Consider the following 23,347-nt stretch of genomic DNA (forward strand, 5'->3'; position numbering starts at 1 on the left):
CAGCGAACATAGCACAGAGCGAACGACGGAATACAACTTCGTATATGATGGACGATCCCGTCCGTCCGCTCTGCGCCTTGGGTTTCATACGACCGTGAAGCCGGCCCAGAACGGGTCTTCGCGATCGACCCAGATGGTGTTGAAGCCGGTGGCGATCGCCGATCCTTCGATCGAGGGGATGATCGCCTTCTGGTCGCCGATCATCGTCTCGGCCTCGACCCGGCCAATGAAGCGGCTGCAGATATAGCTTTCATGCACGAACCGGTCGCCGACCTTCAGCTTGCCCTTGGCCGCCAGATGCGCCAGCCGCGCCGACGTGCCGGTGCCGCAGGGGCTGCGGTCGATCGCCCGCTCGCCATAGAAGACGGCATTGCGGCCATCGGCGCCCTCGCCCTTGGGCTTGTCGGCCCACAGGACATGGCTCACCCCCTTGATGCTGGGTTCGAGCGGATGGACCGGCTGATATTGTTCGCGCACCAGTTCGCGGATCGTGCGGCTGAGTTCCACGATGCGCGATGCGCCGAGATCGTCGAGGCCGGTATAGGCGCCCTGCGGTTCGACGATCGCGTAGTAATTGCCGCCATAGGAGACATCGACGCTGAGCGGGCCGAAGCCCGGCACGTCGATTGCGATGCCCTCCGCCGCCAGATAGGCGGGGACGTTGCGGATCTTGACCGATGTCACGCGCTTGCCGTCGCTCGTATAATTGATGTCGATGACGCCGGCTGGCACTTCGACCCGCAGCCTGCCCGGCGTCGCCGGCTGGATCAGGCCATTTTCCAGGCCGAACGTCACCATGCCGATCGTGCCATGACCGCACATCGGCAGGCAACCGCTGGTCTCGATGAAGAGGATGCCGATGTCGGTATCCTCTCGCGTCGGCGGATAGAGGAAGCCACCCGACATCATGTCATGGCCGCGCGGCTCGAAGCAGAGACTGGTCCGGATCCAGTCGAAGCGGTCGAGAAAGTCCAGGCGGCGTTCCGCCATGGACTTTCCCTTGAGCAGCGGCGCGCCGCCCGCGACCAGACGAACGGGATTGCCCGCCGTATGGCCGTCTATACAGAAGAAGGTGTGGCGCACCGCGGACATCAGGCCGCCGTCAGGCTGGGCTGGGTAGCGGCGCACTGCTCGACCCAGCGGATGACGTCGGCGCGACGCTGGCCTTCCAGCGGCATGCGCGGCAGGCGAACATGCTCGGTGCCGCGTCCCATGATGCTTTCGGCCAGCTTGATCGACTGGACCAGATCATGATCGGCATCGAGGTGCAACAGCGGCATGAACCAGCGATAGATGCGCAGTGCTTCTTCCAGATCGCCCCGGTTGATCGCCGCGACCAGCGCCACGGATTCGCGCGGGAAGGCGCTGGTGAGACCGGAAATCCAGCCATGGGCGCCGAGCAACAAGCCCTCGAACGCGACATCGTCCAGGCCCGCCATCAGGATATAGCGGTCGCCAAAGGCGTTGATCAGGTCGGTGAAGCGACGCGGATCGGGCGCGCTTTCCTTGACCGCGACGATGTTGGGCGTGTCGGCGAGGCGGGTGAGCGCGTCGATGCCGATATTCACGCGATAGGCCGGCGGGTTGTTGTAGAGCATGATCGGCAGCGACGTCGCCTTGGCCACCGTCTCGAAATGGGTGCAAAGCTCGCCCACGGTCGGCACATAGACCATGGCGGGCAGCAGCATCAGCCCATCGACACCCAGCTTTTCCGCGTCCTGCGCGAAGGTGACGGCGCGGCGAGTGGTGAATTCGGACACGCCGACCAGGATCGGCACGCGGCCATCCACGACCTCGACCGCCGCCTTGACGACAGCGCGCTTTTCTTCGGCTTCCAGCGAGTTGTTCTCCCCGCAGGTGCCGGCGATGATGAGGCCGTCGACGCCATCCTTCACCAGCGCATCCAGGACAGCCTGGGTTGCGGGGATATCAACGTCCAGATCGGGGGTGAACTGGGTGGTGGCGGCAGGGTAGACACCACGCCACGTCAATTTTGAGGAATTCACATAAGCCTCCGTTGAAACTGAGGATCGTATACGGTATCTAATTGTCAACGCCAAGTGAAAAGAAGTCAATTGACCCAACACGCAATCATCATCGGCGGCGGTATCGTCGGAACATCCTGCGCTATCCGATTGCAGGAAAAGGGAATTTCAACGCTGCTGATCGAACGGGAAAACCCGCTGCGCGGCGCATCCTGGGGCAATGCCGGCCACGTCGCGGTGGAGCAGATCGATCCGCTGGCATCGATGGCAACGATACGCAGCTTTCCCCGGCGGCTGTTCTGGCGCGGCGGCGCGCTCGGTCTGCCTTGGCGCGACATCGGCCGCTGGCTACCCTTCTCACTGCGCCTGTTGAACGCCGCGCGCCCATCGCGCTTTGCGGCAGGACGCGCCGCGTTAAAGGCAATGTTGAAAGGAGCAATGCCTGCCTGGCAACGGATCGACGCGCTGTGCGCGGGCCCGAGCCGTCTGATCGAGGATGGGCATTTCATCGTCTGGGAAAGCGAGGCGAGCGCGCTGGCCGGGCGCCGCGCCTGGATGGCGGCCGATTGCGGCACGGCGCGCTTCCGTGACGCAACGCCGCGCGAGCTGGCCCTGCTCGAAACCCTGTTCCCGCATCCGATCATCGGCGCGATTCGCTGCGAGGGCAGTGGCCGCATCGCCGACCCGACCCGACTGGCGCAGGATCTGAAAGAGGCGCTGCTGGCGGCAGGCGGGCGGATCGAGCAGGCGGAGGTTAGCGCGCTTCCCACTCGTGATGGAAAGGCGCAGGTGCAACTGGCCGACGGCCGGACGCTGGACGCGGACCATGTCATCGTCACGACCGGTGCCGCATCGGACGTCCTGCTTCGCCCGCTGGGCCACAAGGTGCCGATCATCGCCGAACGCGGCTATCATCTGCAGACGCCGAACCCGCCCGAAGGCTGGCCGATGGACATGCCGCCGGTGGTGTTCGAGGATCGATCGATGATCGTCACCCGGTTCGAGAGCGGCCTGCGCGCGGCGAGCTTCGTCGAATTTTCCAGCCTCTTCGCCCCGCCCGATCCGCGCAAATGGCAAAGGCTGCGCACCCATGCCGCCGCTCTGGGCCTGCCGATCGAGGCGGATGCAAAGCCGTGGATCGGCGCCCGCCCGACCCTGCCCGATTATCTTCCGGCGATCGGCCGGAGTGACCGGGCGGACAACCTGCTCTATGCGTTCGGCCACCAGCATCTGGGGCTGACATTGGGACCACTGACCGGGGAAATCATCGCCGCGCTTGCCACCGGCGCGCCGCCGCCGGTCGACGCCACGCCCTTTTCGCTCCGCCGCTTTGAAGGATAGAGTATGACACAGCAGATCGGCGGCTCCGACGCCGCCACCGAACTGGCCGGGCTTGCCCCCTGGTCCAATCGTGCGCCGGCCATCGCCGCCGCCGAATATCAGGCGCGCATCGCCAAGGCCCGCGCCCTGATGGCGCAGGAAGGGCTGGACGCGCTGTTGATCGATGCCGGGACCAGCCTTGCCTATTTCGCTGGCGTGCCCTGGGGCGCGAGCGAACGACTGGTGGCGATGCTGCTGCCGCTCAGCGGCGAGCCGATCCTGATCTGCCCCCGCTTCGAGCGCGGATCGCTGGAAGCCGACCTCAAGATCGATGCCGGCGACCTGCGCCTGTGGGAAGAGGATGAAAGCCCGTCCGCCCTGGTCGCCGATGCGCTCCAGACGCTGGGCGTCGCCCGGCTGGGGATCGACCCAGCCATGGCCTTCCTGTTCGTCGAGCGCATTCGTGCTGCCGCGCCGGACGTGACGCTGATCGCCGCCTCGGCCGTGATCGATGGTTGCCGCAGCCGCAAGTCGGCCGCCGAACTCGCCCTGATGCAGCAGGCCAAGTCGATGACGCTGGAGGTGCATCGCCGCGCCGCCCGCATCCTGCGCCCCGGCATCACCGCGACCGAGGTGCGTCGCTTCATCGAGGCCGCACACCGGGCGCTGGGTGCATCGGGCAGCAGCTTCTGCATCGTCCAGTTCGGCCGATCGACCGCATTTCCCCACGGCCTGCCGGGCGAGAGCGTGCTGGCCGAAGGCGAGATGGTGCTGATCGATACCGGCTGCACCATCGGCGGCTATCATAGCGACATCACCCGATCCTATGTCTATGGCGAGGCGGATGCCGAACAGCGACGCATCTGGGCGCTGGAAAAGGAGGCGCAGCAGGCCGCGTTCGACGCGGTCAAGCCCGGCCTCCCCTGCAGCGCGATCGACGCGGCGGCGCGGCGCGTGCTGGAAGCGGCGGGCCTTGGCCCCGACTATCGCTTGCCCGGCCTGCCCCATCGCACCGGTCATGGCATTGGCCTGTCGATCCATGAGGCGCCCTATCTGGTACGCGGCGACATGACGCCGCTGGAGCCAGGCATGTGCTTCTCCAACGAGCCGATGATCGTCGTGCCGGATCGCTTCGGCGTGCGGCTGGAGGATCATTTTTACGTGACCGATACCGGGGCGGCCTGGTTCACCCCGCCCTCGGTCGCGATCGACCAGCCGTTCGCCTGAAATCGCTGGCGGCGCTCAGTTGAGCGCCGCCAGTTCCTCATAGAGCGCGCGGGGAATGCGACAGCCCTGATCGGGGGTGCGACGACGCGCCGCGAAGCGCCGCTGCGATGGCAGGCGCGCGCCTTGGCCGGTAATGCCGTCGAACAGCGCCTCGGCCCGCTGCATATGCTCGGCGGCCGCCGCGCCCAGGAAGCCGGCGGGATCGATGGCGATGATGAGTTCGCCGCCAAAGGGCGATGCCTTGGCGCCATCATCATGCGCCAGCGATTCCGCACTGGTCATGTCACCGATCAGCGGCCCGGCAATCAGTTCGACCATCGCCGACAGGGCCGATCCCTTATGCCCGCCAAAGGTCAGCAAGGCGCCGGCCAGGCCCGCTTCCGCATCGGTGGTCGGATGGCCCTGGGCATCGATCGTCCAGCCTTCCGGGATCGGCTTGCCGGCACGGCGATGCAGTTCGATCTCGCCGCGCGCGACCGCGCTGGTGGCGAAATCGAAGACAAAGGGATCGCCGCCGGGACGCGGCCAGCCAAAGGCGATCGGGTTGGTGCCGAACAGCGGCGAGGTGCCGCCGGCTGGCGCGACCCAGGCATGGCTGGGGGTACAGGCGAAGGCGACCAGACCCTGATCGGTCAGCGCCTCGATCTCCGGCCAGAGCGCGGCGAAATGGACGCAGCGATTGATGCCCATGGCGGCGATGCCCATCGTCCGCGCCTTTTCCACCAGCAGCGGCAGGCCGTTGGCGAAAGCCAGTTGGGCAAAGCCGCCGGCCGCATCCACGCGCAGCAGTGCGGGCGAGACAGGGTCGACCACCGGCACGGCGTCCGGCACGACCTTGCCGCTGCGCAGCGTGTGGACGCAGTTGAGCAGGCGATAGACGCCATGCGACGCGCATTCGTCGCGCTCGCCGGCGATGATCGTCGCGGCGACGGGGCCGACATGCGCCTCCGCCAGACCATGGCGGCGCAGCACGGCATGGGCCAGATCCGCGACCTGCTGCAGCGTCAGCGTGACGCTTTCATCCGCGCTCATGCCTTTATTGCCCCTGCCGCAGCGTTGAAGATAGACATGCATCCTCCGTCTTGATACCGAACCATAATCGCAATATCGTATACGGTATAACGATTACAGACAAGCCGGAGCCGCCATGTCCCACCGTCACACGCCCCTCAGCCGCAGGGCCATGTTGCTGGCCGCGACAGCCGCCGCGACGGCCCCCGCCTGGCAGGGATGGAGCAGCGTCGCCCATGCCGCGACCGGCAGTGCGCTGCCCGAATCGGCGCGCGCCTTGCCGCTAAATGCGACCCGGCTTCTCCCCTCCCCCTTTGCCGACGCGGTCGAGGGCAATCGCCGCTATCTGCTGCGGCTGGAGCCAGACCGGCTGCTGCACAATTTCCGCAAACATGCCGGCCTGACGCCCAAGGGCGCCATCTATGGCGGCTGGGAAAATGACACCATCGCCGGCCATACGCTGGGCCATTATCTGACCGCGCTGGCGCTGATGCACGCCCAGACCGGCGACGCCGAATGCGCCCGCCGTGCCGCCTATATCATCGCCGAACTGGCCGAGTGCCAGGCGGCGGCCGGCGATGGCTATGTCGCGGGCTTCACCCGCCGTCGCGACGATGTGATCGAGGATGGCAGGCTGATCTTTCCGGAGATCATGCGCGGCGACATCCGATCGGCCGGCTTTGACCTCAACGGCTGCTGGGTGCCCTTCTATAATTGGCACAAGCTGTTCGCCGGCCTCTTCGACGCCGAAACCCATCTGGGCAACAACCAGGCGCGCGGCGTCGCGCTGGCCCTGGCCGCCTATATCGACGGCGTGTTCGCGAAACTGGACGATGCGCAGGTGCAGCAGGTGCTGGACTGCGAACATGGCGGCATCAACGAGAGCTTCGCCGAACTTCACGCCCGCACCGGTGATCCGCGCTGGCTGGCGCTGGCGACGCGGCTGCGCCATCGCAAGGTGCTCGATCCGCTGTCCCAGCGGCAGAACAGCCTGCCCTGGATCCACGCCAATACCCAGATCCCCAAGCTGATCGGCCTCGCCCGCCTGCACGAGATCACCGGCAATGCAGCCGATGCGATCGCCGCCAATTTCTTCTGGGAGACGGTGGTCGGCCAATATAGCTATGTCATCGGCGGCAATGCCGACCGGGAATATTTCCCCGATCCCGGCACAATTTCCAAGCATATCACCGAACAGACCTGCGAAAGCTGCAACAGCTATAACATGCTGAAGCTGACCCGGCATCTCTATGCCTGGAAGCCCGAGGCGCGCCTGTTCGACTATTATGAGCGCGCCCATATCAACCATATCCTGGCGCATCAGAACCCGGCCACCGGCATGTTCGCTTATATGGTGCCGCTGATGTCGGGGTCGCATCGCGTCTGGTCGGAACCGTTCAACGATTTCTGGTGCTGCGTCGGCAGCGGCATGGAAAGCCATGCCAAGCATGGCGAATCCATCTGGTGGGAAGATGCCGACCGGCCAGCCGACATGCTGATCGCCAATCTCTATATCCCCAGCGAAGCCGACTGGGCGGCGCGGGGCGCGAAGCTGCGGATCGAGAGCGGCTATCCGTTCGACGGCCACATCGCCCTGTCGATCCCGAAACTGGCGCGGGCCGGCCGTTTCACCCTGGCGCTGCGCATCCCCGGCTGGTGCCAGGGCGCGCGCGTCGCCGTCAACGGCACGCCCCTGCCCGCCCCGCGCATCGCCGATGGCTATGCCCTGATCGATCGCAAGTGGAAGGCCGGCGATCAGGTGACGCTGGACCTGCCTATGGCATTGCGGATCGAAGCGACGCCGGATGATGCCCGCACCATCGCGCTGCTGCACGGCCCGGTCGTGCTGGCGGCCGATCTGGGCGCGGCCGACCAGCCCTTTGACGGTCCATCCCCGGCGCTTGTCGCCGCCGATGTGACGCAGGGCTTTGCTGCCACCCCCAGCGCCGTCCCCGCCTATCGCACCGCCGGCATCGGCAAGCCCGCCGACCTCAGTTTCGCGCCCTTCTTCCAGCAGCGCGACCGCCGCACCGCCGTCTATTTCAAGCGCTTCACTCAAGACGAATGGGGCGTCGAACAGCAGGCCTTTGCCATCGAGCAGGCCCGGCTCCGTGACCTGGAGCGACGCTCAGTCGACGTCATGCATCTGGGCGAGATGCAGCCCGAACGCGACCATGGGCTGGAAGCGAAACTCTCCTACACCACCACCTATCGCGGACGGCATGGGCGCGACGCGCGCACCGACGGCCATTTCCAATTCCGCATGAAAGTGAAGCCCGGCCCGCTGATCCTGCAGGCCACCTATTGGGGCGAGGAGCGAAACCGGCTGTTCGACATATTGGTCGATGGCCAGAAAATCGCGACGCAGAAACTGGATGCCGACCGGCCGGGCGAATTTTTCGACGTCACCTATGCCATTCCCGAGGGACTGACGCGCGGCAAGAGCGCGGTGGTCATCCGCGTCCAGCCGGCCCCCGGCATGACGCGGGCCGGCCCGATGTTCGGCGCGCGCATTTTCACGCCCGCGGGCGAAACGCGCACTTGACCCGCCTTAATCAAGGTATATCGTATACATTATTGATAGAAGCGGGGCGCCGGATCGCTTCGCCGAACAGGGAAGAGAGACATTCATGAAAATGCCCCATGCCGCATCCTTGCTCGCCATCGCCTGGCTCGCCGGCACGGCCCCGGCCGCCCTCGCCCAGACAGCTCCGGCCGCCAACGCACCGGCCGCCCAGCCGACCGCCGCCGACCTGAAGCTCAAGGCACTGTATGACGCTGAATGGAGCTGGCGCCAGAAGGAATTCGCCCGCCTGCCCGGCAGCGGCCGGACAGAAGGCGGCGCCGACGATCATCTGCCCAGCGTGACGGCCGCCACCCAGCAGCGCCGCTATGCCTATTGGAGCGACATTCTCAAACAGCTCGACCAGATCCCCGACGCCCAGCTGTCGCATGAGGAATATATCAACAAGGCGGTGTTCAAGACATCGGTCTGGGAGAATGCGACCAAGATCAAATACAAGACCTATGAGGCGCCGTTCAACAGCGACACCTTCTTCTGGACCGGCCTCAACCCGCGCACGCCCTTTTCCAGCGCCGACAATTATCGCCGCTATCTCGGCCGGATGAAGGACATACCGCGCTATTTCGACGAGCAGATCGCGAATATGCAGGCGGGCCTGAAGCGCGGCTATACCGTGCCGCGCGTGTCGATCGAAGGGCGTGACAAGACGATCGAGCCGTTCCTGGCCGCCGGCACCGACAATCCCTTCTACAAGGCGTTCGCCGCGATGCCGGACACCATCCCGGCCGACCAGCGCCAGGCGATGCAGGCACAGGCACAGGCACTGATCCGCGACGCCATCGCGCCCAGCTATCAGAAGCTGCTGACGTTCATGCGCGGCGAATATATGCCCAAGGCACGCAAGACGATCGACGCCTATTCGCTGCCCGACGGCAAAGCCTTCTACCAGGACCAGATCCGCGAATATACGACGCTGGACCTGACGCCGCAGCAGATCCACGAGATCGGCCTGAAGGAAGTCGCGCGCATCGACGCGGACATGAAGAAGACGATGGCGGATGCCAAGTTCCAGGGGAGCTTCGCCGAATTCCTGGAGTTCATGCGCACCGACCCGCAATTCTATGCCAAGACGCCGCGCGAGCTGCTGTCCTATTCCGCCTATGTCGCCAAGAAGATGGACGGCAGGCTGAAGGACACGTTCAACAATTTGCCGCGCTATCGCTTCACCATCCTGCCGGTACCGGACGAGATCGCGCCCATCTACACCTCGGGTCGCGGCGGGCTCGAATCCTGCCTGATGAACACCTATGACCTACCCTCGCGCCCGCTCTACAATCTGACCGCGCTGACGCTGCACGAATGCAATCCGGGCCACAGCTTCCAGGCCGCCTATGCGCTGGAAGCCCCCAATCGCCCGGCCTTCCGTGGCCAGACCTATTTCTCGGGCTATGGCGAAGGCTGGGGCCTCTATACCGAATGGCTGGGCACCAAGCTCGGCATGTATGAGACGCCCTATGAGGAGTTCGGCCGCGAGACGTTCGAAATGTGGCGCGCAGTGCGGCTGGTGATCGACACCGGCATGCACTCCATGGGTTGGACGCGGCAGCAGGCGATCGACTATATGGCCAGCCATACCGCGCTTGCGAAGCTCGACATCACCAATGAGGTCGATCGCTATATCGCCTGGCCGGCGCAGGCGCTGGCCTACAAGCTGGGCGAATTGTCGATCCGCAAGATGCGCGCCAAGGCCGAGGCGGAACTGGGCGACAAGTTCGACCAGCGCCCGTTCCACGACACGCTGCTCACCATGGGGTCGGTGCCGCTGCCGGTGATGGAGGCGGAGCTTGACCGCTTCATCCAGGCGGAAAAGGCCAAGGCCGCAGCCGGGGCTTCCGGTGCGGCGCAGTAAGCGCATTCTCCTCCCCCTGATCGGCGCGGCGCTCTGCATGGGCGCCGCGCCGATCCCCCCTTCGGCGGAGACGGAGAAGGCGGCGATCCGGCAGGTGATCGCCGACATGGAGGTCGCCTGGAACCGAGGCGATTTTCGCGATTATATGGCGGGCTTCCTCAACCCCGGCGTCATCTTCGTGTCGCGCGGCCAGTTCCAGCGCGACTGGCAGGGCACGCTCGACCATTATGTCCGCGACTATGGCGCCTCGCCCGAAACGCGCGGTACGCTCCATTTCTGCGACATCAGGATCGAGATGCTGGCACCCGACGCGGCCCAGCTGATCAGCCGCTTCCACCTTGCAGCCAAACCCGGCCAGTCCGGCATCAACACGCGGCTGATGCGCAAGGTCGAGGGCCGCTGGGTGATCGCTCTCAACCATGTGTCCGCGTTCGAGCCGGACGCGACCCACCCCGCCTATTGCCAATGAGCGCCATGCCCCCAGCCGATCATCACGCCACCGCCACCTTCCTCGGCCATCCGCGCGGCCTGTTCATCCTCTTCTTCACCGAATTGTGGGAGCGTTTCTCCTTCTACGGCATGAGGGCGCTGCTGATCTTCTACCTGACCAAGCAGTTCCTCTTTTCCGACGAGCGCGCGGGCATGCTCTATGGCGCCTATATCGCGCTGGTGTTCGTCAGCCCGCTGGTCGGCGGCTGGCTGGCCGATCGCTACCTCGGCGCGCACAAGGCGGTGCTGTTCGGCGGCATCGTCATCGCCTGCGGCCATATCCTGCTCGGCCTCGATGCGCTGGGCGGCGACCGTGAGAGCGCGACCCGCATCTTTCTCGCCGGCATGGCGGTGATCGTGGTCGGCACCGGCTTCCTCAAGGCCAATGTCTCGGTGCTGGTCGGCCAGCTCTATCCGCGCGACGACATGCGCCGCGACCCGGCCTACACCATCTTCTACATGGGCATTAACCTTGGCGGCGCACTCGGCCCGCTCGTCTGCGGCCTGCTGGGCGAAACGATCGGCTGGTCCTGGGGCTTTGGCGCGGCGGCGCTAGGCATGATCCTGGGCATCATCGTCTTCGTCATGGGCAGGCCATTGTTGCAGGGCCAGGGCGAGGCGCCCGATCCGGCCTGGCTGGCAAGCCCGCTGTTCGGCATCCGACGCGAATATTGGCTTTACGCCAGCGCCCTGCCCTTCACCGCAGCGATGCTGGCCCTGCTCGCCAGCCCCGCGACGGTCGGCTATCTGCTGAGCGCCAGCGGGGTAGCCATGGGCATCGGCCTTGTCGCCTATGCCTGCCTGAAGCTCGATCCGGCGGCGCGCGGGCGATTGCTGGTGGCGATCTTCCTGCTGGTGGTGCAGCCCGTCTTCTGGGGCCTGTTCGAACAGACCGGCTCCTCGCTCAACCTGTTCATCGATCGGCATGTCGACCGCACATTGTTCGGCATCACCGTGCCAGCCTCGCTGTTCCAGGCGGTCGGCCCCTTCTCCATCTTCCTGCTCGCGCCCTTCTTCGCCTGGCTATGGCTGAAGCTCGGCCGGCGCGGGCTGGAGCCATCCACCCCAGCCAAGTTCGGACTGGCCATCATCCAGGTCGGGGCTGGCTTCCTGCTGCTGGTCGGCGCGGGCATGATGCTGCCGGGGGCGAAGATGCCGATGCTCTTCATCCTGTTGCTCTACCTGCTTCACACCATGGGTGAACTGTGCCTGTCGCCGGTCGGGCTGGCAGCGATGTCGCGCCTGTCGCCGCCCCATATGCTGGGGCTGATGATGGGCACCTGGTTCCTGGCGACGGCGGGCGGCAATTTCATGTCGGGCGTGATCGCCGCCGCCATCGGCGCATCGGCAGGGGCAGACCAGGCCAGCACGGTGCTCGCCGCCTACGGCCGGATCGGCGGCCTTGCCATGCTGATCGGCCTCATCATCCTGATCGTATCGCCGCGTATCGGCCGCCTCATGCAACAAGGCGGCCAATAAGAGGTCAGTTACTCCGCGCCAGCAGCGCGACCAGTTCATACTTCCAGAATTTCGCCCAGGTATGGGTGCTGTGCCCCCGCGTCTCGGGCGAATAGGGGATCAGCTTGTAACGGGTGGTCTTCAGCCGCTTGGCCGCCGTTTCGGCCATGCCCATTTCCGGCGGATTGATGAAGTCGTCGGAGGAGTTGATCCAGGTCATCGGCGCGCTGATCTTCTCCAGATCGGCGGACGGATCATAATCGCGCGAGGAATCGAGCTGGTAGAGATAATCATTGGCGTCGCGGCTGGCGATGTCGCGATCGAACCGCTCCTTCCAATAGGCGTCGACCGCGTCGCGCGTGGGAAATTGCACCTGCATGTACCAGGCAGCGGCACCGGCGATCTGCGACAGGCTGGATGCGGTACGCAGGCCGAGCAGCGGCTGCGCCTTGTAATTGCCATCCTGCCAGGCGGGATCTGCGCGGATGCCGTCCATCGCCGCCTTGCGCCACATCCGGTTGCGCCCGGCGATCGGCGCTGCCTGGCACGCCATCGGCATCAGCGCACTGGCAAAGCCGGGATGTTTCTCGCCCCAGACGAAGATGTGCATGCACCCCATCGAGGTGCCGAAGGTCAGCCGCAGATGATCGACCTTCAGCCCGTCGACCAGCATGCGGCGCTGCGCCTCGACCATGTCGTCATAATCATAATGGGGAAAGGCCATGCGCAGGCCGTCGCTGGGCTTGGAAGAATCGCCATGGCCGATATTGTCGGGCAGGATGATGAAATAGCGGCTGACGTCGAGCGGCTGGCCGGGACCATAAAGTTCGTCGGCAAATTGCGGTTGCAGGAATTGCGCGCCCGATCCGCCGGTGCCGTGCAGGATCATCACCGCATTGTCGATCCGCCCCTTGGCATCGCGATGCGGCGTGCCGATGGTGCGATAATGCATCCGCAGTTCGGGCAGCTTCTCACCCGAACGGAAAGCAAAGTCGCGAATGACATGGTCGCCCTGCTTGACCTGCGCGGCATCGAAGCCCTGCGCCAGTGCCGGCGTGGCGAGCAACAGTGCGGCAGCGGCGGCGAGCCGGGGCCAACGGTTTCTCATGTTCTGGTCCTCCCTTGGAACTTTACGAAGATGACGCATATGCGCATTTGACAGATTTGGTATACGATGTACGGTTCGCCGCAAATTTAGGCAACAGGCAGAGTCATGATCCCGAAAAACATCGCATATTCCGCCCTTCCCCTGCTGCTGACGGCGCTGGCTGCGCCGTCGATCGCCGCCGACAAGCCCGCCCCGGCGGAGAAGGATGAGGCCAAGAAGGACGATAGCGCCGTCGCCCCGGTCGAGGAACAGGCGATGCCCAGCCGCGCGTCGGTGACGGTCGCCGGCAAGCTGATCCACTATAGCGCGACGCCCGGCACGCTGACGATCCGCAATGATGCCGGCGAACCGATCGCGAGCATGTTCTACACCGCCTATGTCGCCGATCGGGCCAAGGGCGCGAAGGAACGCCCCGTCACCTTCCTGTTCAACGGCGGTCCGGGGTCGTCGACCATGTGGCTGCACGTCGGCTCCTTTGGCCCCGTCCGGGTGGATACGCCGACGCCCGACACGGCTCGCCCCGCCCCCTTCGCCATCGGCCCCAATCCCGACAGCCTGATCGACCGCAGCGACCTGGTCTTCATCGACGCGATCGGCACCGGCCTGTCGCGCCCGCTCGGCAAGGCGCAGGGCAAGGATTTCTGGGGCGTCGATCCGGACATCGACGCCTTTGCCAGCGCCATCCAGCGCTATCTGACGATCAACAATCGCTGGAATGCACCCAAATTCCTGCTCGGCGAAAGCTATGGCACGCTGCGCGCCGCGGGCCTGGTCAACACGCTGCAGGAACGCGGCGTGCAGATGAACGGCGTGGTGCTGCTGTCGTCGATCCTGAACTATGGCATCCGCAATCCGGGCTATGACCAGATCAATGTCACCTATCTGCCCAGCTATGCGGCCACCGCCTGGTATCATAACCGCCTGCCCAACCGGCCGGCGACGCTGGAGCCGTTCCTGAGCGAAGTGCGCGCCTTTGCCCTGGGGCCCTATCTGTCCGCACTGGCCAAGGGCGACGACCTGCCCGATGGTGAGCGCGATGCGATCGCCACCCAGCTCGCCGCCTATACCGGCCTGTCGAAGGGCTTCATCCTGCAGAACAAGCTGCGCATCGATCTCGGCCGGTTCCGCAAGGAACTGATGCGCGACAGCAGCCGTACCGTCGGCCGGCTGGATTCCCGCTTCGTCGGCATCGATGTCGACGACAGCGCCGCCGATCCCGAATTTGACGCGGCCGACACCTCGATCAGCGGCGCCTATATCGCGGCGCTCAATTCCTATCTGTTCGGCACGCTGGGCTACAAGACGCCGCTCAGTTACCGCCCGAATTTCTACAAGGAGATCAGCCCGGCCTGGGACCAGCGCCATCGCGCGCCGGGCGGCGGCGGCCGGCCAATGCCGGCGGCCGACACCGCGCTGGACCTGGCCCGCGCGATGCGCACCAACAGTCATCTCAAAGTGCTGTCGCTCAACGGCTATTATGACATGGCGACGCCCTTTGCCGGCGCCGAATATGACCTGAAGCATATGCAGCTCGACAAGGCGCTGCAGGCCAATATCAGCTATCGCTATTATGAATCCGGGCACATGATCTACATCCACCCGGAGTCGATGAAGGGCCTGCGCCGCGACCTGCTGGCCTTCTACGACAGCGCCATGTGATCTATGGGCGCCGCGTCCATGAGGATGCGGCGCCGATTATGCTCAGCGCTTGTCCGCGACCATGAACAGGTGCGTCTGCGGCAGGGTCTGAAGATCGACCTCCTGCCCCGCAACGAACAGCCGGCCGAGGCGGCGGATATTATGGATGTCGGCCAGCGGATCGGCGTCCAGCAGCAGCAGGTCGGCGATCTTGCCCGGCTCCACCGTGCCCAGATCCTGGAGCCGGCCCGCCGCCCGCGCGCCGTTGCGGGTTGCCGCGACGATCGCCTGCATCGGCGTCATGCCCAGTTCCACCAGCCCCTCGATCGCCAGCAGGCTCCCCTCGCCCGGCTCCTGCTCCGGCGATTTGGGGCTGCGGCGAAACTCGGGCGCATCGCCCAGATAATTGTCCGTCGCGATCGTGACGGGGCATCCGGCCGCGACCAGCCGCTCGGCATTGCGCCGCTCGATCTCCGCATCGTCGCCGCGCATCGCTGCCCGGCGACGCAGTTCGGTGCTGGTCAGCGCCGGCGGCATCTGCGCAATGTCCGCCACCGCCCTGGCGCGCCGGGCGATCTGCTTCTGTCGCACCGCGCCGGTGACCATGTTGGAGCGCATCGCGCACAGCGTTCCCTTTGACAGGATCAGGGCGATCAGATCGTCGGGATAGTCGCGGCTCAATATCTCGGGATGCTGGATCAGGTCGATCCCCGCCTCGACCGCCAGGCGCAGCCCTTCCGAACTGGTGGCATGGGTTTCGGCCATCTTGCCGCGCCTGTGCGCCTCCGCCACGATCACCGCCTGCTGGCGCGGCGAGAAACCGATCAGCGAGGGCATCATGAAATGGCTGGTGCCGCCATATTTGAGGAAATCGACGCCCCGATCGAGATAGGCGCTGACGGCAGCGCGCAACTGCTGCGGCGTCATGTCCATCAGTTCCTCGCCCACGCCCTGGGCCAGCAGGTCGTTCCACTGTTCCTGGAACAGGGTCAGGTCGCGATCGCCGGTCAGCGAATAGGTCAGCGAAAATGGCCCACCCCAACCCAATATATTGCCCGCCACCAGCATGCGCGCGCCGATCGCCTGGCCGCTGGCGATCCGGTCGCGCACCGCCAGCAGCGGCGGCAGCACGCCATAGCTGTCACGCATGGTGGTGACGCCCGCGCGCAACTGGCGCTGGGCAAATTCGAGCGCCAGTTCCTCGTTCCGGTCGGCATAGCGCGATGAGGTGTCGCGGCGCGCCGGGTTGCCATAGACGGTCGCATGAACATTGGAGTCGATGAAGCCGGGCAGCAGATAGCGCCCGCGGCCGTCGACCTGCCGGGCCGAGGCCGGCGCCTTCAGCTTTGCGCCGATCGCTGCGATGCGCCCATCCGCAACGAGCACGTCCTGCCCCGCCTTTGCTGCGGCCCCGGTGCCGTCGATGACGGTTACGTCGCGTATCCATATTGTTTCAGCTGCAACAATATCGGGCCGGAACAGCCCCAGAGCCGCTCCAGACAGCAGCAGGGCACGAACAATTTTTCTATTTATTTTCATATCACTAACTCCCCGTTCGACGCTTTTCGCCGGCGACTGCGGACTGACATTTAACTGCAATCTTGACAGCCTCCTGCAGCCTCAGCATGATTAAAGTATACGATATTCAATATACATTGAAGCGGTCAAAGAGCTGCAAAGACAGAGAGAGGAGCTGAACACCCGTCCGGGGGACCGTCAGGCGGTCCGGTACGCAGGAGCCGACATCGGCGCAGCATCCCACATTGCTGCGCATGCAAAATCATAATCTGTGTCGAATGAATTGAATCCTAGCGATTACAAGGGGATAGACCAATGATGACGATCCGACCGGCGGGCCTGTACGGCCGCCGCAATGCCTTTCTGTTGCTGTCGACCATCCTGGCCGGCGGCGGCTTGGGTTCCACCGCCCAGGCCCAGGAGGCGGCCCAGCCCTCCACCGACATCGTCGTCACCGGGTCGCGCCTGGTCCGCACCGATCTGACCGCGCCCAGCCCGATTTCGGTCATGGGCAGCGAGGATGTGAAGCTGTCCGGCAACGTCACGCTGGAAAAGACCCTGAACGAGATGCCGCAGCTGGCGTCGGGCACCACCTCCACCGTCAATAATGGCGGCGGATCGGGCGTGCTGACCGCCAATCTGCGCGGCCTGGGCAACACCCGCACGCTGGTGCTGGTCAATGGCCGCCGCTTCATCCCCGCCGATTCCAACGGCAATGTCGACCTTGCCTCCATTCCCGACGCCCTGATCAAGCGGGTCGAGATCATCACCGGCGGCGCATCGGCCGTCTATGGCTCCGATGCGATCGCCGGCGCGGTCAACTTCATCCTCGACGACAAGTTCGAAGGTGTGGAAGCCAGCGCCCAATATGGCATTTCTGATCGCGGCGACGCCGAATCGAAGAAGCTCGACCTGACGTTCGGCACCAGCACGGCCGATGGCCGGGGCAATATCACCCTGTCGGGCAGCTGGACGCGCCAGTCGTCAATCACCCAGAATGATCGTGGTTTCAGCCGCACGCCGCTGGGCGAAGTCAACGGCCAGCTGGTCTATTCGGGGTCGGGCAGCATCCCCGGCACGCGCGTCCCGCTGAGCGCCGCGCAGCGCGCCGCCCTGACCGGCGTCAACCTGACCCCCGGTGGCAGCTGCACGTCGGTCACCGGCATTCGTTTTGGCGAGAATGGCACCGTCCTGCCCTATTGCCAGCCGGAAGATACCTACAACTACGCGCCCTATAATCTGCTGCAGCGTCCGCTCGATCGCTTCAACGTCGCCGCCAACGCCCATTATGAGGTGGCCGACAAGATCACCGCCTATGCCGAGGCCTATTTCGTCAACGCCAAGAATGACATGATCCTGGCGCCCGACAGCTTCACCCCGCTAACGCCCGGCGCCGCCTCCTCGACATTGCTGATCCCCAACTATGCCAGCAATCCGGTGCTGCCCGAAAGCCTGCGCCAATTCTTCGCCAACAATGCCGCCATCTTCGACACCAATGGCGACGGCACGGCGGAAATCGTCGGCGGCGGCCGCCGCGCCGACGAACTGGGCACGCGCAACTATCGCTATGAACGGCAATCCTACCAGATCACCACCGGCCTGCGCGGCGACGTATCGTTGCTGGGCAGCGACTGGAAGTGGGACGCCTTCTACCAATATATGCGCAACCGCACCGACACCCGGAATGAAGGGCTGATCTCGCAGACCCGCCTGTCGATGGGCCTGGACGCGGTCATCGATTCCTCGGGCAATGTCGTCTGCCGCAACCAGTCGCTGGGCTGCGTCCCCGTGTCGATCCTGGGCCTCAATTCGATCAGCCCGGAAGCCGGCGCCTTCCTGACCCCGGTCCGCGAAAGCCATGACATCTTCACCCGCCAGGTCGCGGGCGCCAGCATCGCCGGCACCCTGTTCGAACTGCCGGCCGGCCCGGTCTCGGTCGCGCTGGGTGCCGAATATCGCAAGGACAAATATACGTTCAGCCCCAGCCCGCTCGACCTGGCCAATGAATATGGCGCGGTGTCGCAAAAGGCGCTGGCCGGTGCCTATGACGTCAAGGAATTGTTCGGCGAACTGCGCATCCCGATCCTGGCGGACATGCCCTTCTTCGATACGCTCGCGATCGAAGGCGCGGCCCGCTATTCGGATTACAGCTCGGTCGGCAAGGTCTTCACCTGGAAGCTGGGCGGCGAATATGCCCCGGTCAGCTGGATCCGCATCCGCGGCGCCTATAACAGCGCGATCCGCGCGCCCAATATCGCCGAACTCTACACGGCGGTGACCCGCGGCTATTCCAGCGGCACCGATCCCTGCGCCATCCCGACCTCGGGCGGCGACAATCGCAGCGACGCGCTCAAGAATTTCTGCGTCGCCACTGGCGTACCGGCCGGCGAGATCGCCAACTTCACCCAGGCGACGCTCGGCCTCAACCAGGACAGCGGCGGCAATCCGAACCTGCGCGAGGAAAAGTCGAAGACCTACACGATCGGCGCGGTCATCTCGCCGCCCTTCATCCCGCGCCTCAACATCACGGTCGATTATTTCAACGTGAAGGTCGACGACGCGATCATGACCGTCAACGCGCAGCAGACGATGAACGACTGCTACACGATGATGGATGCCGGCAGCGCCACCTGCCGGGCGATCACGCGCCTGGGCAATGGCCAGCTCGACTATGTCAGCGTGTCGAGCAACAATATCGGCTCGCTCAAGGTCAACGGCATCGACGCGCAGGTCGATTATCGCGTGCCGCTGCCCGGTGCGCTGTCGCTGGGCGACGATGCCAGCCTGTCGCTGCAGGCGATCGCCAGCTGGCTGTTCGAGCGCACGACGCAGGTGCTCGCCACCTCCGCCCCGCAGGATTGCGCCGGCTATTATGGTGCGGGCTGTTCGGTCGGCACCGGCGGCTTCATCACCCCGGACTTCAAGCTGAACCTGGGTGCCACCTATGCCAGCGGCCCCTTAAGCTTCCGCCTGCAGGGCCGGATGATCGGCGATCTGAAGCTCTATCCGACCGCGACCAATGTGGTGAAGTCGGTGGACCCGGTCTGGTATCTCGACACCAGCTTCTCGATCGACGCGACGGAGACCTTCTCCTTCTTCGGCGGCGTCAACAATATGCTCGACCGGCAGCCGCCGATCCTGGGCACGACCCTGGTCGGCGACGCCAATACCGACGTGTCGCTCTATGACACGCTGGGTCGCCGCTACTTCGTGGGCGCACGAATGAAGTTCTGATCCGGCCGATAGGCGGGCCGGAGCCGTGGCGCTCCGGCCCGCCACTTACAACAGCTATAGAGGAGAGCGTCGCATGGCCGTCCGGTCCCGTCCCATTCTCGCCCTGGCGGCGCTGCTCCTGAGCGGCAGCGCGCTGGCGGCGCCCGAAGCATCCAATGCGCCGGCGGCAAAGGCCGCCGATCCCATTCCCGCCCGCAACCAGGGCGTAGGCCCGTTTCAGCGCACGGTGCTGCGCCATGTCTATATGATCGACGGCACCGGCGCCCCGGCCCAGGGGCCGTTCGACATCGTCCTGTCGAACGACCGCATCGCCGAAATCAAGTCGATCGGCGCGCCCGGCGCGATCAATCCCGCGCTGCGCGCCGCGCCCGGCGACCATGAGATCGACCTGGCCGGCGCCTATGTCATGCCCGGCTTCGTCGATGCCCATGTCCATCTCCATTCGCTGAGCGACGCGCAGAAAGTGCCGTCCGACTATATCCTCAAGCTCTGGATGGCGCATGGCATCACCTCCGTCCGCGACCTGGGCAGCGGCCATCCGATCGAATGGCTGGCCGACATCAAGGCCCGCAGTGCCCGCAACGAGATCGTCGCTCCACGCATCGACATCTACCCGATGTTCCACCAGATACGCGGCCCCGTGAACGACGCCGCCACCGCCCGCGCGGTGATCCAGGAAGCCAAGAAGCGCGGCGCCGACGGCATCAAGTTCATCGGCGGCGCGCCGGAGGACGTGCTCTACGCAGCACTCGACGAGACGAAGAAGCTCGGCCTGCACAGCACCATGCACCATGCCCAGCAGTTGGTCGCCTATGCTAATGTGCTGGGCACGTCGGGCGCGGGTCTGGAAAGCATGGAACATTGGTATGGCCTGCCCGAGGCGATGTTTACCGACCAGCGTATCCAGGCCTTCCCCACCGACTTCATCAACAATGACGAACAGATGCGCTTCGGCGAGGCCGGGCGGCTGTGGGCGCAGGCGGCCGAACCGGGATCGGACCAGTGGAACAAGGTGATGGACACGCTGCTGGAACGCGGCTTCACCCTGGACCCGACCTTCACCGCCTATCTCACCAGCCGGGACTTCATGCGGATGAGCCGGGCGCAATGGCATGCCGATTACACCATGCCGGCGCTGTGGGACTATTATCGCCCCAGCCGCACCAATCATGGCGCCTATTGGTTCGACTGGACCACCGAGCATGAAATGGCGTGGAAGGACAATTATCGCCGCTGGATGCGGTTCGTGAACGATTACAAGAACCGGGGCGGCCGCGTCACCGTGGGCAGCGATAGCGGCTATATCTACAATCTCTATGGCTTTGGCTATATTCAGGAGATGGAGTTGCTGCGCGAAGCCGGCTTCAGCCCGCTGGAGGTGATCCATGCCGCCACGCAGGAAGGCGCCCGGCTGCTGGGCCATGAGGACCAGATCGGCACCATCCGCGTCGGCCGCAAGGCGGACCTCGTGGTCATCAAGGGGAACCCGCTGGCGAACATGAAGCTGCTGTTCGGCACCGGATCGATCAGGCTCAATGACGCGACCGGCAAGGTCGATCGGGTCGGCGGCGTCGATTACACGATCAAGGACGGCATCATCTATGATGCAAAGGCGTTGCGCGCTGAAGTCCGCGCCATGGTCGCCCGGCAGAAGGCCGAACGCGGCATGCCACCGGGCATCATGACGATCGAGAATGCGGAGGCCTCTACGCTACCATGAGGTCTTCGCAGCGACAGGCAGAAGGCGGCCTTTGAGGCCTGACCGGAGCCTGTCGACGGGCGCTCTTTCCTGTCGCCGACAGCCCTTGTCAGCTGCGGGGAAGAGCGCCGATTTGCCTTTGCCCCGTCAACCGCCCGCCGGACCGAAGCGGGCCACCATGTCATAGGCGTCGGCCAGGAAGACCTGGCGGACATAGGTGATCGGATCGCCGCCGCGCCAGGTATGGCGCTCGACGCACAGGCAGGGCGCACCGGGCGCGATGCCGAGCAGGGTCGCCTCCTCCCGCGTTGCGCCCGCCGCCGAAATCCGGTTTTCCGCCTCGGTCCAGGGCACATGCTGCAACAGCCAGGTGCCCGGCGAGATGCTGTCGAAATCGCCATCGACGATCGCCGGCACGGCGCGGGTCGCGATCAGGCGATGCTCCACCGCCAGCGGTCGATCATCGGCGCAATGAATGCCATCCAGTTCCAGCAGTTGCGCGCCATTGGCGAGCGCCGCTTCCTCGTCGCGCCCGGCAATCGGGCCGCGCAGCTGCCGCCGGGTCAGGCGATAGCTGTGGCGCTGGCCGCGCTCGCCGATCTGGACGGCAAGGTCCGGGATATCGAGCACCATCGAATGGACGCGCGGCCGCGCGACGAAGCTGCCCGCCTTCTTGCGCCGCTCGACCAGGCCAGCCGATTGCAGCGCCGACAGCGCCTTGTTTACGGTCATGCGCGAACAGCCATGCGCCTGCATCAGTTCCTGCTCGGTCGGCAGCCGGTCGCCCGGCGCCAGCGTGCCGGCCAGGATGCGGGCCTCGAAATCGGCGCGGATCTTCTCGTGCAGCGGCTGTTTCACGCGGTCAGTTTCTCCAGCGTCCGGCGATAGCGGGTGGCGATGGCGTTGCGGGCGCGATGCCGCCCGCCGCTTACCATCTGCACGCCCCGGCGCCAGACCGTATCGATCGCCTCGCGCCCGGCGCCGAAGATCAGCCCATCCAGCAGGCGCTCGACCGGGCGATGGGCTAGTGAGGGATGATTAAGGTCCAGCGTCACCAAATCGGCCGATGCGCCGATCCGCAATCCGGCCGCGGCGCCCAGCGCCTGCGCGCCGCCGGCCACTGCCGCACGATAAAGGCGATCGCCGGTCGACATACCCGCTTCGCGCGCCAGCACATTGCGCTGCTGCAGGCCCAGGCGCTGGCCATATTCCAAAAGTCGCAGTTCCTCTGTGGCATCGATGCGGACATTGGAATCGCTGCCGACACCATAGACGCCGCCAGCGTCGAGGAAGGCCTCCGCTGGAAATAGACCGTCGCCCAGATTGGCCTCGGTAATCGGACACAACCCCGCCACCGCGCCGCTGGCCGCCATCGATCGCGCCTCATCCTCGGTCATGTGCGTCGCATGGACCAGGCACCAGCGGTTGCTGACCGGCGCATGGTCGAGCAGCCATTCGACCGGCCGCTGGCTGCTCCAGGCAATGCAGTCGATCACTTCCTTCTGCTGCTCGGCGATATGGATATGAACCGGATTATGACCCGCGATCCGGGCGAGCAGCGCCAGTTCGTCGGGCGCGACCGCGCGCAGGCTGTGCGGCGCCACGCCGACCACGGCATCAGGCAGTGCCCGCGCACCGGTGATCGCCGCCTCACGCAACCGGGCAAAGCCATCGAGATCGGTGATGAAGCGCCGCTGGCCCGTGCTCGGTGGCTGCGCGCCGAAGCCCGACCAGGCGTAGAAGACCGGCAACAGCGTCAGGCCGATACCGCTTTCCGCCGCCCCCGCCATGATCGCCAGGCTGGTTTCGGCCGGGTTTGCATAGGGCGCGCCGTCCGGGGCGTGATGCAGATAGTGAAATTCGCCGACGCGGGTGAAGCCGCTTTCCAGCATCTCGACATAGGCCTGGGCCGCGATCGCCGCGATGTCGTCCGGGTCCATGCGACCGACGAAGCGGTACATGAGGTCGCGCCAGGTCCAGAAACTGTCGCCCGCCGGGCCGCGCACCTCGGTCAGCCCCGCCATCGCCCGCTGAAAGGCGTGGCTGTGCAGATTGGGCACGCCCGGCAGCGCGACAGGGTGACGAATATCCTCGGCCTGCGGGGTGGCGCCTTGCTCGATCGATGCGATCGCGCCGCCCTGCAACTGCATGCGGACGTCCCGCGCCCAGCCCTCCGGCAGCAACACATGGTCGAAAAACAGGGACGTCATGGACTGCAAATCTCCCG

General features: G+C 65.3%; 16 protein-coding genes. 9 read left to right on the forward strand and 7 right to left on the reverse strand.

The window, feature by feature from the left end:
- Positions 1–84: 84 nt before the first annotated feature.
- Together JQK15_RS05730 and JQK15_RS05735 are read right to left on the reverse strand one after the other, a co-directional pair.
- Positions 85–1,092: a 4-hydroxyproline epimerase gene (locus tag JQK15_RS05730; RefSeq protein ID WP_214864119.1), complete on the reverse strand. Its 1,008-nt coding sequence runs from the start codon at positions 1,090–1,092 to the stop codon at positions 85–87.
- Positions 1,092–2,006, reverse strand: a complete 915-nt coding sequence (locus tag JQK15_RS05735; protein WP_125996849.1) for a dihydrodipicolinate synthase family protein — start codon at positions 2,004–2,006, stop codon at positions 1,092–1,094. Before JQK15_RS05735 ends, JQK15_RS05730 begins: the two co-directional genes overlap by 1 nt.
- A 69-nt stretch (positions 2,007–2,075) precedes the next feature.
- Between JQK15_RS05735 and JQK15_RS05740 the strand changes: the two genes are divergently transcribed.
- Both JQK15_RS05740 and JQK15_RS05745 read left to right on the forward strand, forming a co-directional pair.
- Positions 2,076–3,326 (forward strand): NAD(P)/FAD-dependent oxidoreductase, encoded by a 1,251-nt coding sequence (locus JQK15_RS05740; RefSeq protein ID WP_214864122.1) that lies wholly within the window; start codon positions 2,076–2,078, stop codon positions 3,324–3,326.
- Positions 3,327–3,329: 3 nt separating this feature from the next.
- Positions 3,330–4,532, forward strand: coding sequence for a M24 family metallopeptidase (locus JQK15_RS05745; RefSeq protein ID WP_214864125.1), 1,203 nt, complete (start codon positions 3,330–3,332; stop codon positions 4,530–4,532).
- A gap of 15 nt (positions 4,533–4,547) precedes the next feature.
- On the opposite strand, the gene JQK15_RS05750 is transcribed toward JQK15_RS05745, so the two are convergent.
- A complete protein-coding gene (locus JQK15_RS05750; RefSeq protein ID WP_251007607.1) occupies positions 4,548–5,564 on the reverse strand; it encodes an Ldh family oxidoreductase in 1,017 nt (338 codons plus the stop codon).
- A 115-nt stretch (positions 5,565–5,679) separates the two neighbouring features.
- On the opposite strand from JQK15_RS05750, the gene JQK15_RS05755 reads away from it, so the two are divergent.
- The 4 genes from JQK15_RS05755 to JQK15_RS05770 all read left to right on the forward strand — a co-directional run bounded on the left by JQK15_RS05755 (position 5,680) and on the right by JQK15_RS05770 (position 11,944).
- The gene (locus tag JQK15_RS05755; protein ID WP_251007608.1) at positions 5,680–8,088 is read left to right on the forward strand and encodes a glycoside hydrolase family 127 protein; all 2,409 of its coding nucleotides are present in this window, start codon (positions 5,680–5,682) and stop codon (positions 8,086–8,088) included.
- Between the two features lie 85 nt (positions 8,089–8,173).
- Positions 8,174–9,976 carry a DUF885 domain-containing protein gene (locus tag JQK15_RS05760; RefSeq protein ID WP_214864129.1) on the forward strand — a complete coding sequence of 601 codons (1,803 nt, stop codon included), beginning with the start codon at positions 8,174–8,176 and terminating at the stop codon, positions 9,974–9,976.
- Positions 9,977–10,013: 37 nt separating this feature from the next.
- The gene (locus tag JQK15_RS05765; RefSeq protein ID WP_214864527.1) at positions 10,014–10,445 is read left to right on the forward strand and encodes a YybH family protein; all 432 of its coding nucleotides are present in this window, start codon (positions 10,014–10,016) and stop codon (positions 10,443–10,445) included.
- Complete coding sequence (locus JQK15_RS05770; protein ID WP_214864131.1) at positions 10,442–11,944, forward strand: peptide MFS transporter; 1,503 nt, start codon at positions 10,442–10,444, stop codon at positions 11,942–11,944. Before JQK15_RS05765 ends, JQK15_RS05770 begins: the two co-directional genes overlap by 4 nt.
- 4 nt (positions 11,945–11,948) lie before the next feature.
- Here JQK15_RS05770 and JQK15_RS05775 read toward each other — a convergent pair whose 3' ends face one another.
- On the reverse strand, positions 11,949–13,031 hold the full coding sequence (locus JQK15_RS05775) for an alpha/beta fold hydrolase (protein ID WP_214864133.1): 1,083 nt from the start codon (positions 13,029–13,031) through the stop codon (positions 11,949–11,951).
- A 105-nt stretch (positions 13,032–13,136) separates the two neighbouring features.
- Between JQK15_RS05775 and JQK15_RS05780 the strand changes: the two genes are divergently transcribed.
- Positions 13,137–14,690 (forward strand): S10 family peptidase, encoded by a 1,554-nt coding sequence (locus tag JQK15_RS05780; RefSeq protein ID WP_214864136.1) that lies wholly within the window; start codon positions 13,137–13,139, stop codon positions 14,688–14,690.
- Between the two features lie 42 nt (positions 14,691–14,732).
- Here JQK15_RS05780 and JQK15_RS05785 read toward each other — a convergent pair whose 3' ends face one another.
- Entirely contained in the window at positions 14,733–16,208 is a 1,476-nt protein-coding gene (locus JQK15_RS05785) for an amidohydrolase family protein (RefSeq protein WP_251007609.1), read from the reverse strand.
- Positions 16,209–16,502: 294 nt separating this feature from the next.
- Here JQK15_RS05785 and JQK15_RS05790 point away from each other — a divergent pair, with 294 nt between their 5' ends.
- Complete coding sequence (locus JQK15_RS05790) at positions 16,503–19,421, forward strand: TonB-dependent receptor plug domain-containing protein (protein ID WP_214864138.1); 2,919 nt, start codon at positions 16,503–16,505, stop codon at positions 19,419–19,421.
- A 73-nt stretch (positions 19,422–19,494) separates the two neighbouring features.
- Positions 19,495–21,141: an amidohydrolase family protein gene (locus JQK15_RS05795; RefSeq protein WP_214864140.1), complete on the forward strand. Its 1,647-nt coding sequence runs from the start codon at positions 19,495–19,497 to the stop codon at positions 21,139–21,141.
- A 126-nt stretch (positions 21,142–21,267) separates the two neighbouring features.
- Here JQK15_RS05795 and hutC read toward each other — a convergent pair whose 3' ends face one another.
- Positions 21,268–21,978, reverse strand: a complete 711-nt coding sequence (gene hutC / locus JQK15_RS05800; RefSeq protein WP_214864142.1) for a histidine utilization transcriptional repressor HutC — start codon at positions 21,976–21,978, stop codon at positions 21,268–21,270.
- Positions 21,975–23,330 carry a formimidoylglutamate deiminase gene (locus tag JQK15_RS05805; RefSeq protein WP_214864144.1) on the reverse strand — a complete coding sequence of 452 codons (1,356 nt, stop codon included), beginning with the start codon at positions 23,328–23,330 and terminating at the stop codon, positions 21,975–21,977. The genes hutC and JQK15_RS05805 overlap by 4 nt, the downstream gene beginning before the upstream one ends.
- Positions 23,331–23,347: the final 17 nt, after the last annotated feature.

Source organism: Sphingobium sp. BHU LFT2, from assembly GCF_018604485.1.
Lineage (GTDB): Bacteria > Pseudomonadota > Alphaproteobacteria > Sphingomonadales > Sphingomonadaceae > Sphingobium > Sphingobium yanoikuyae_A.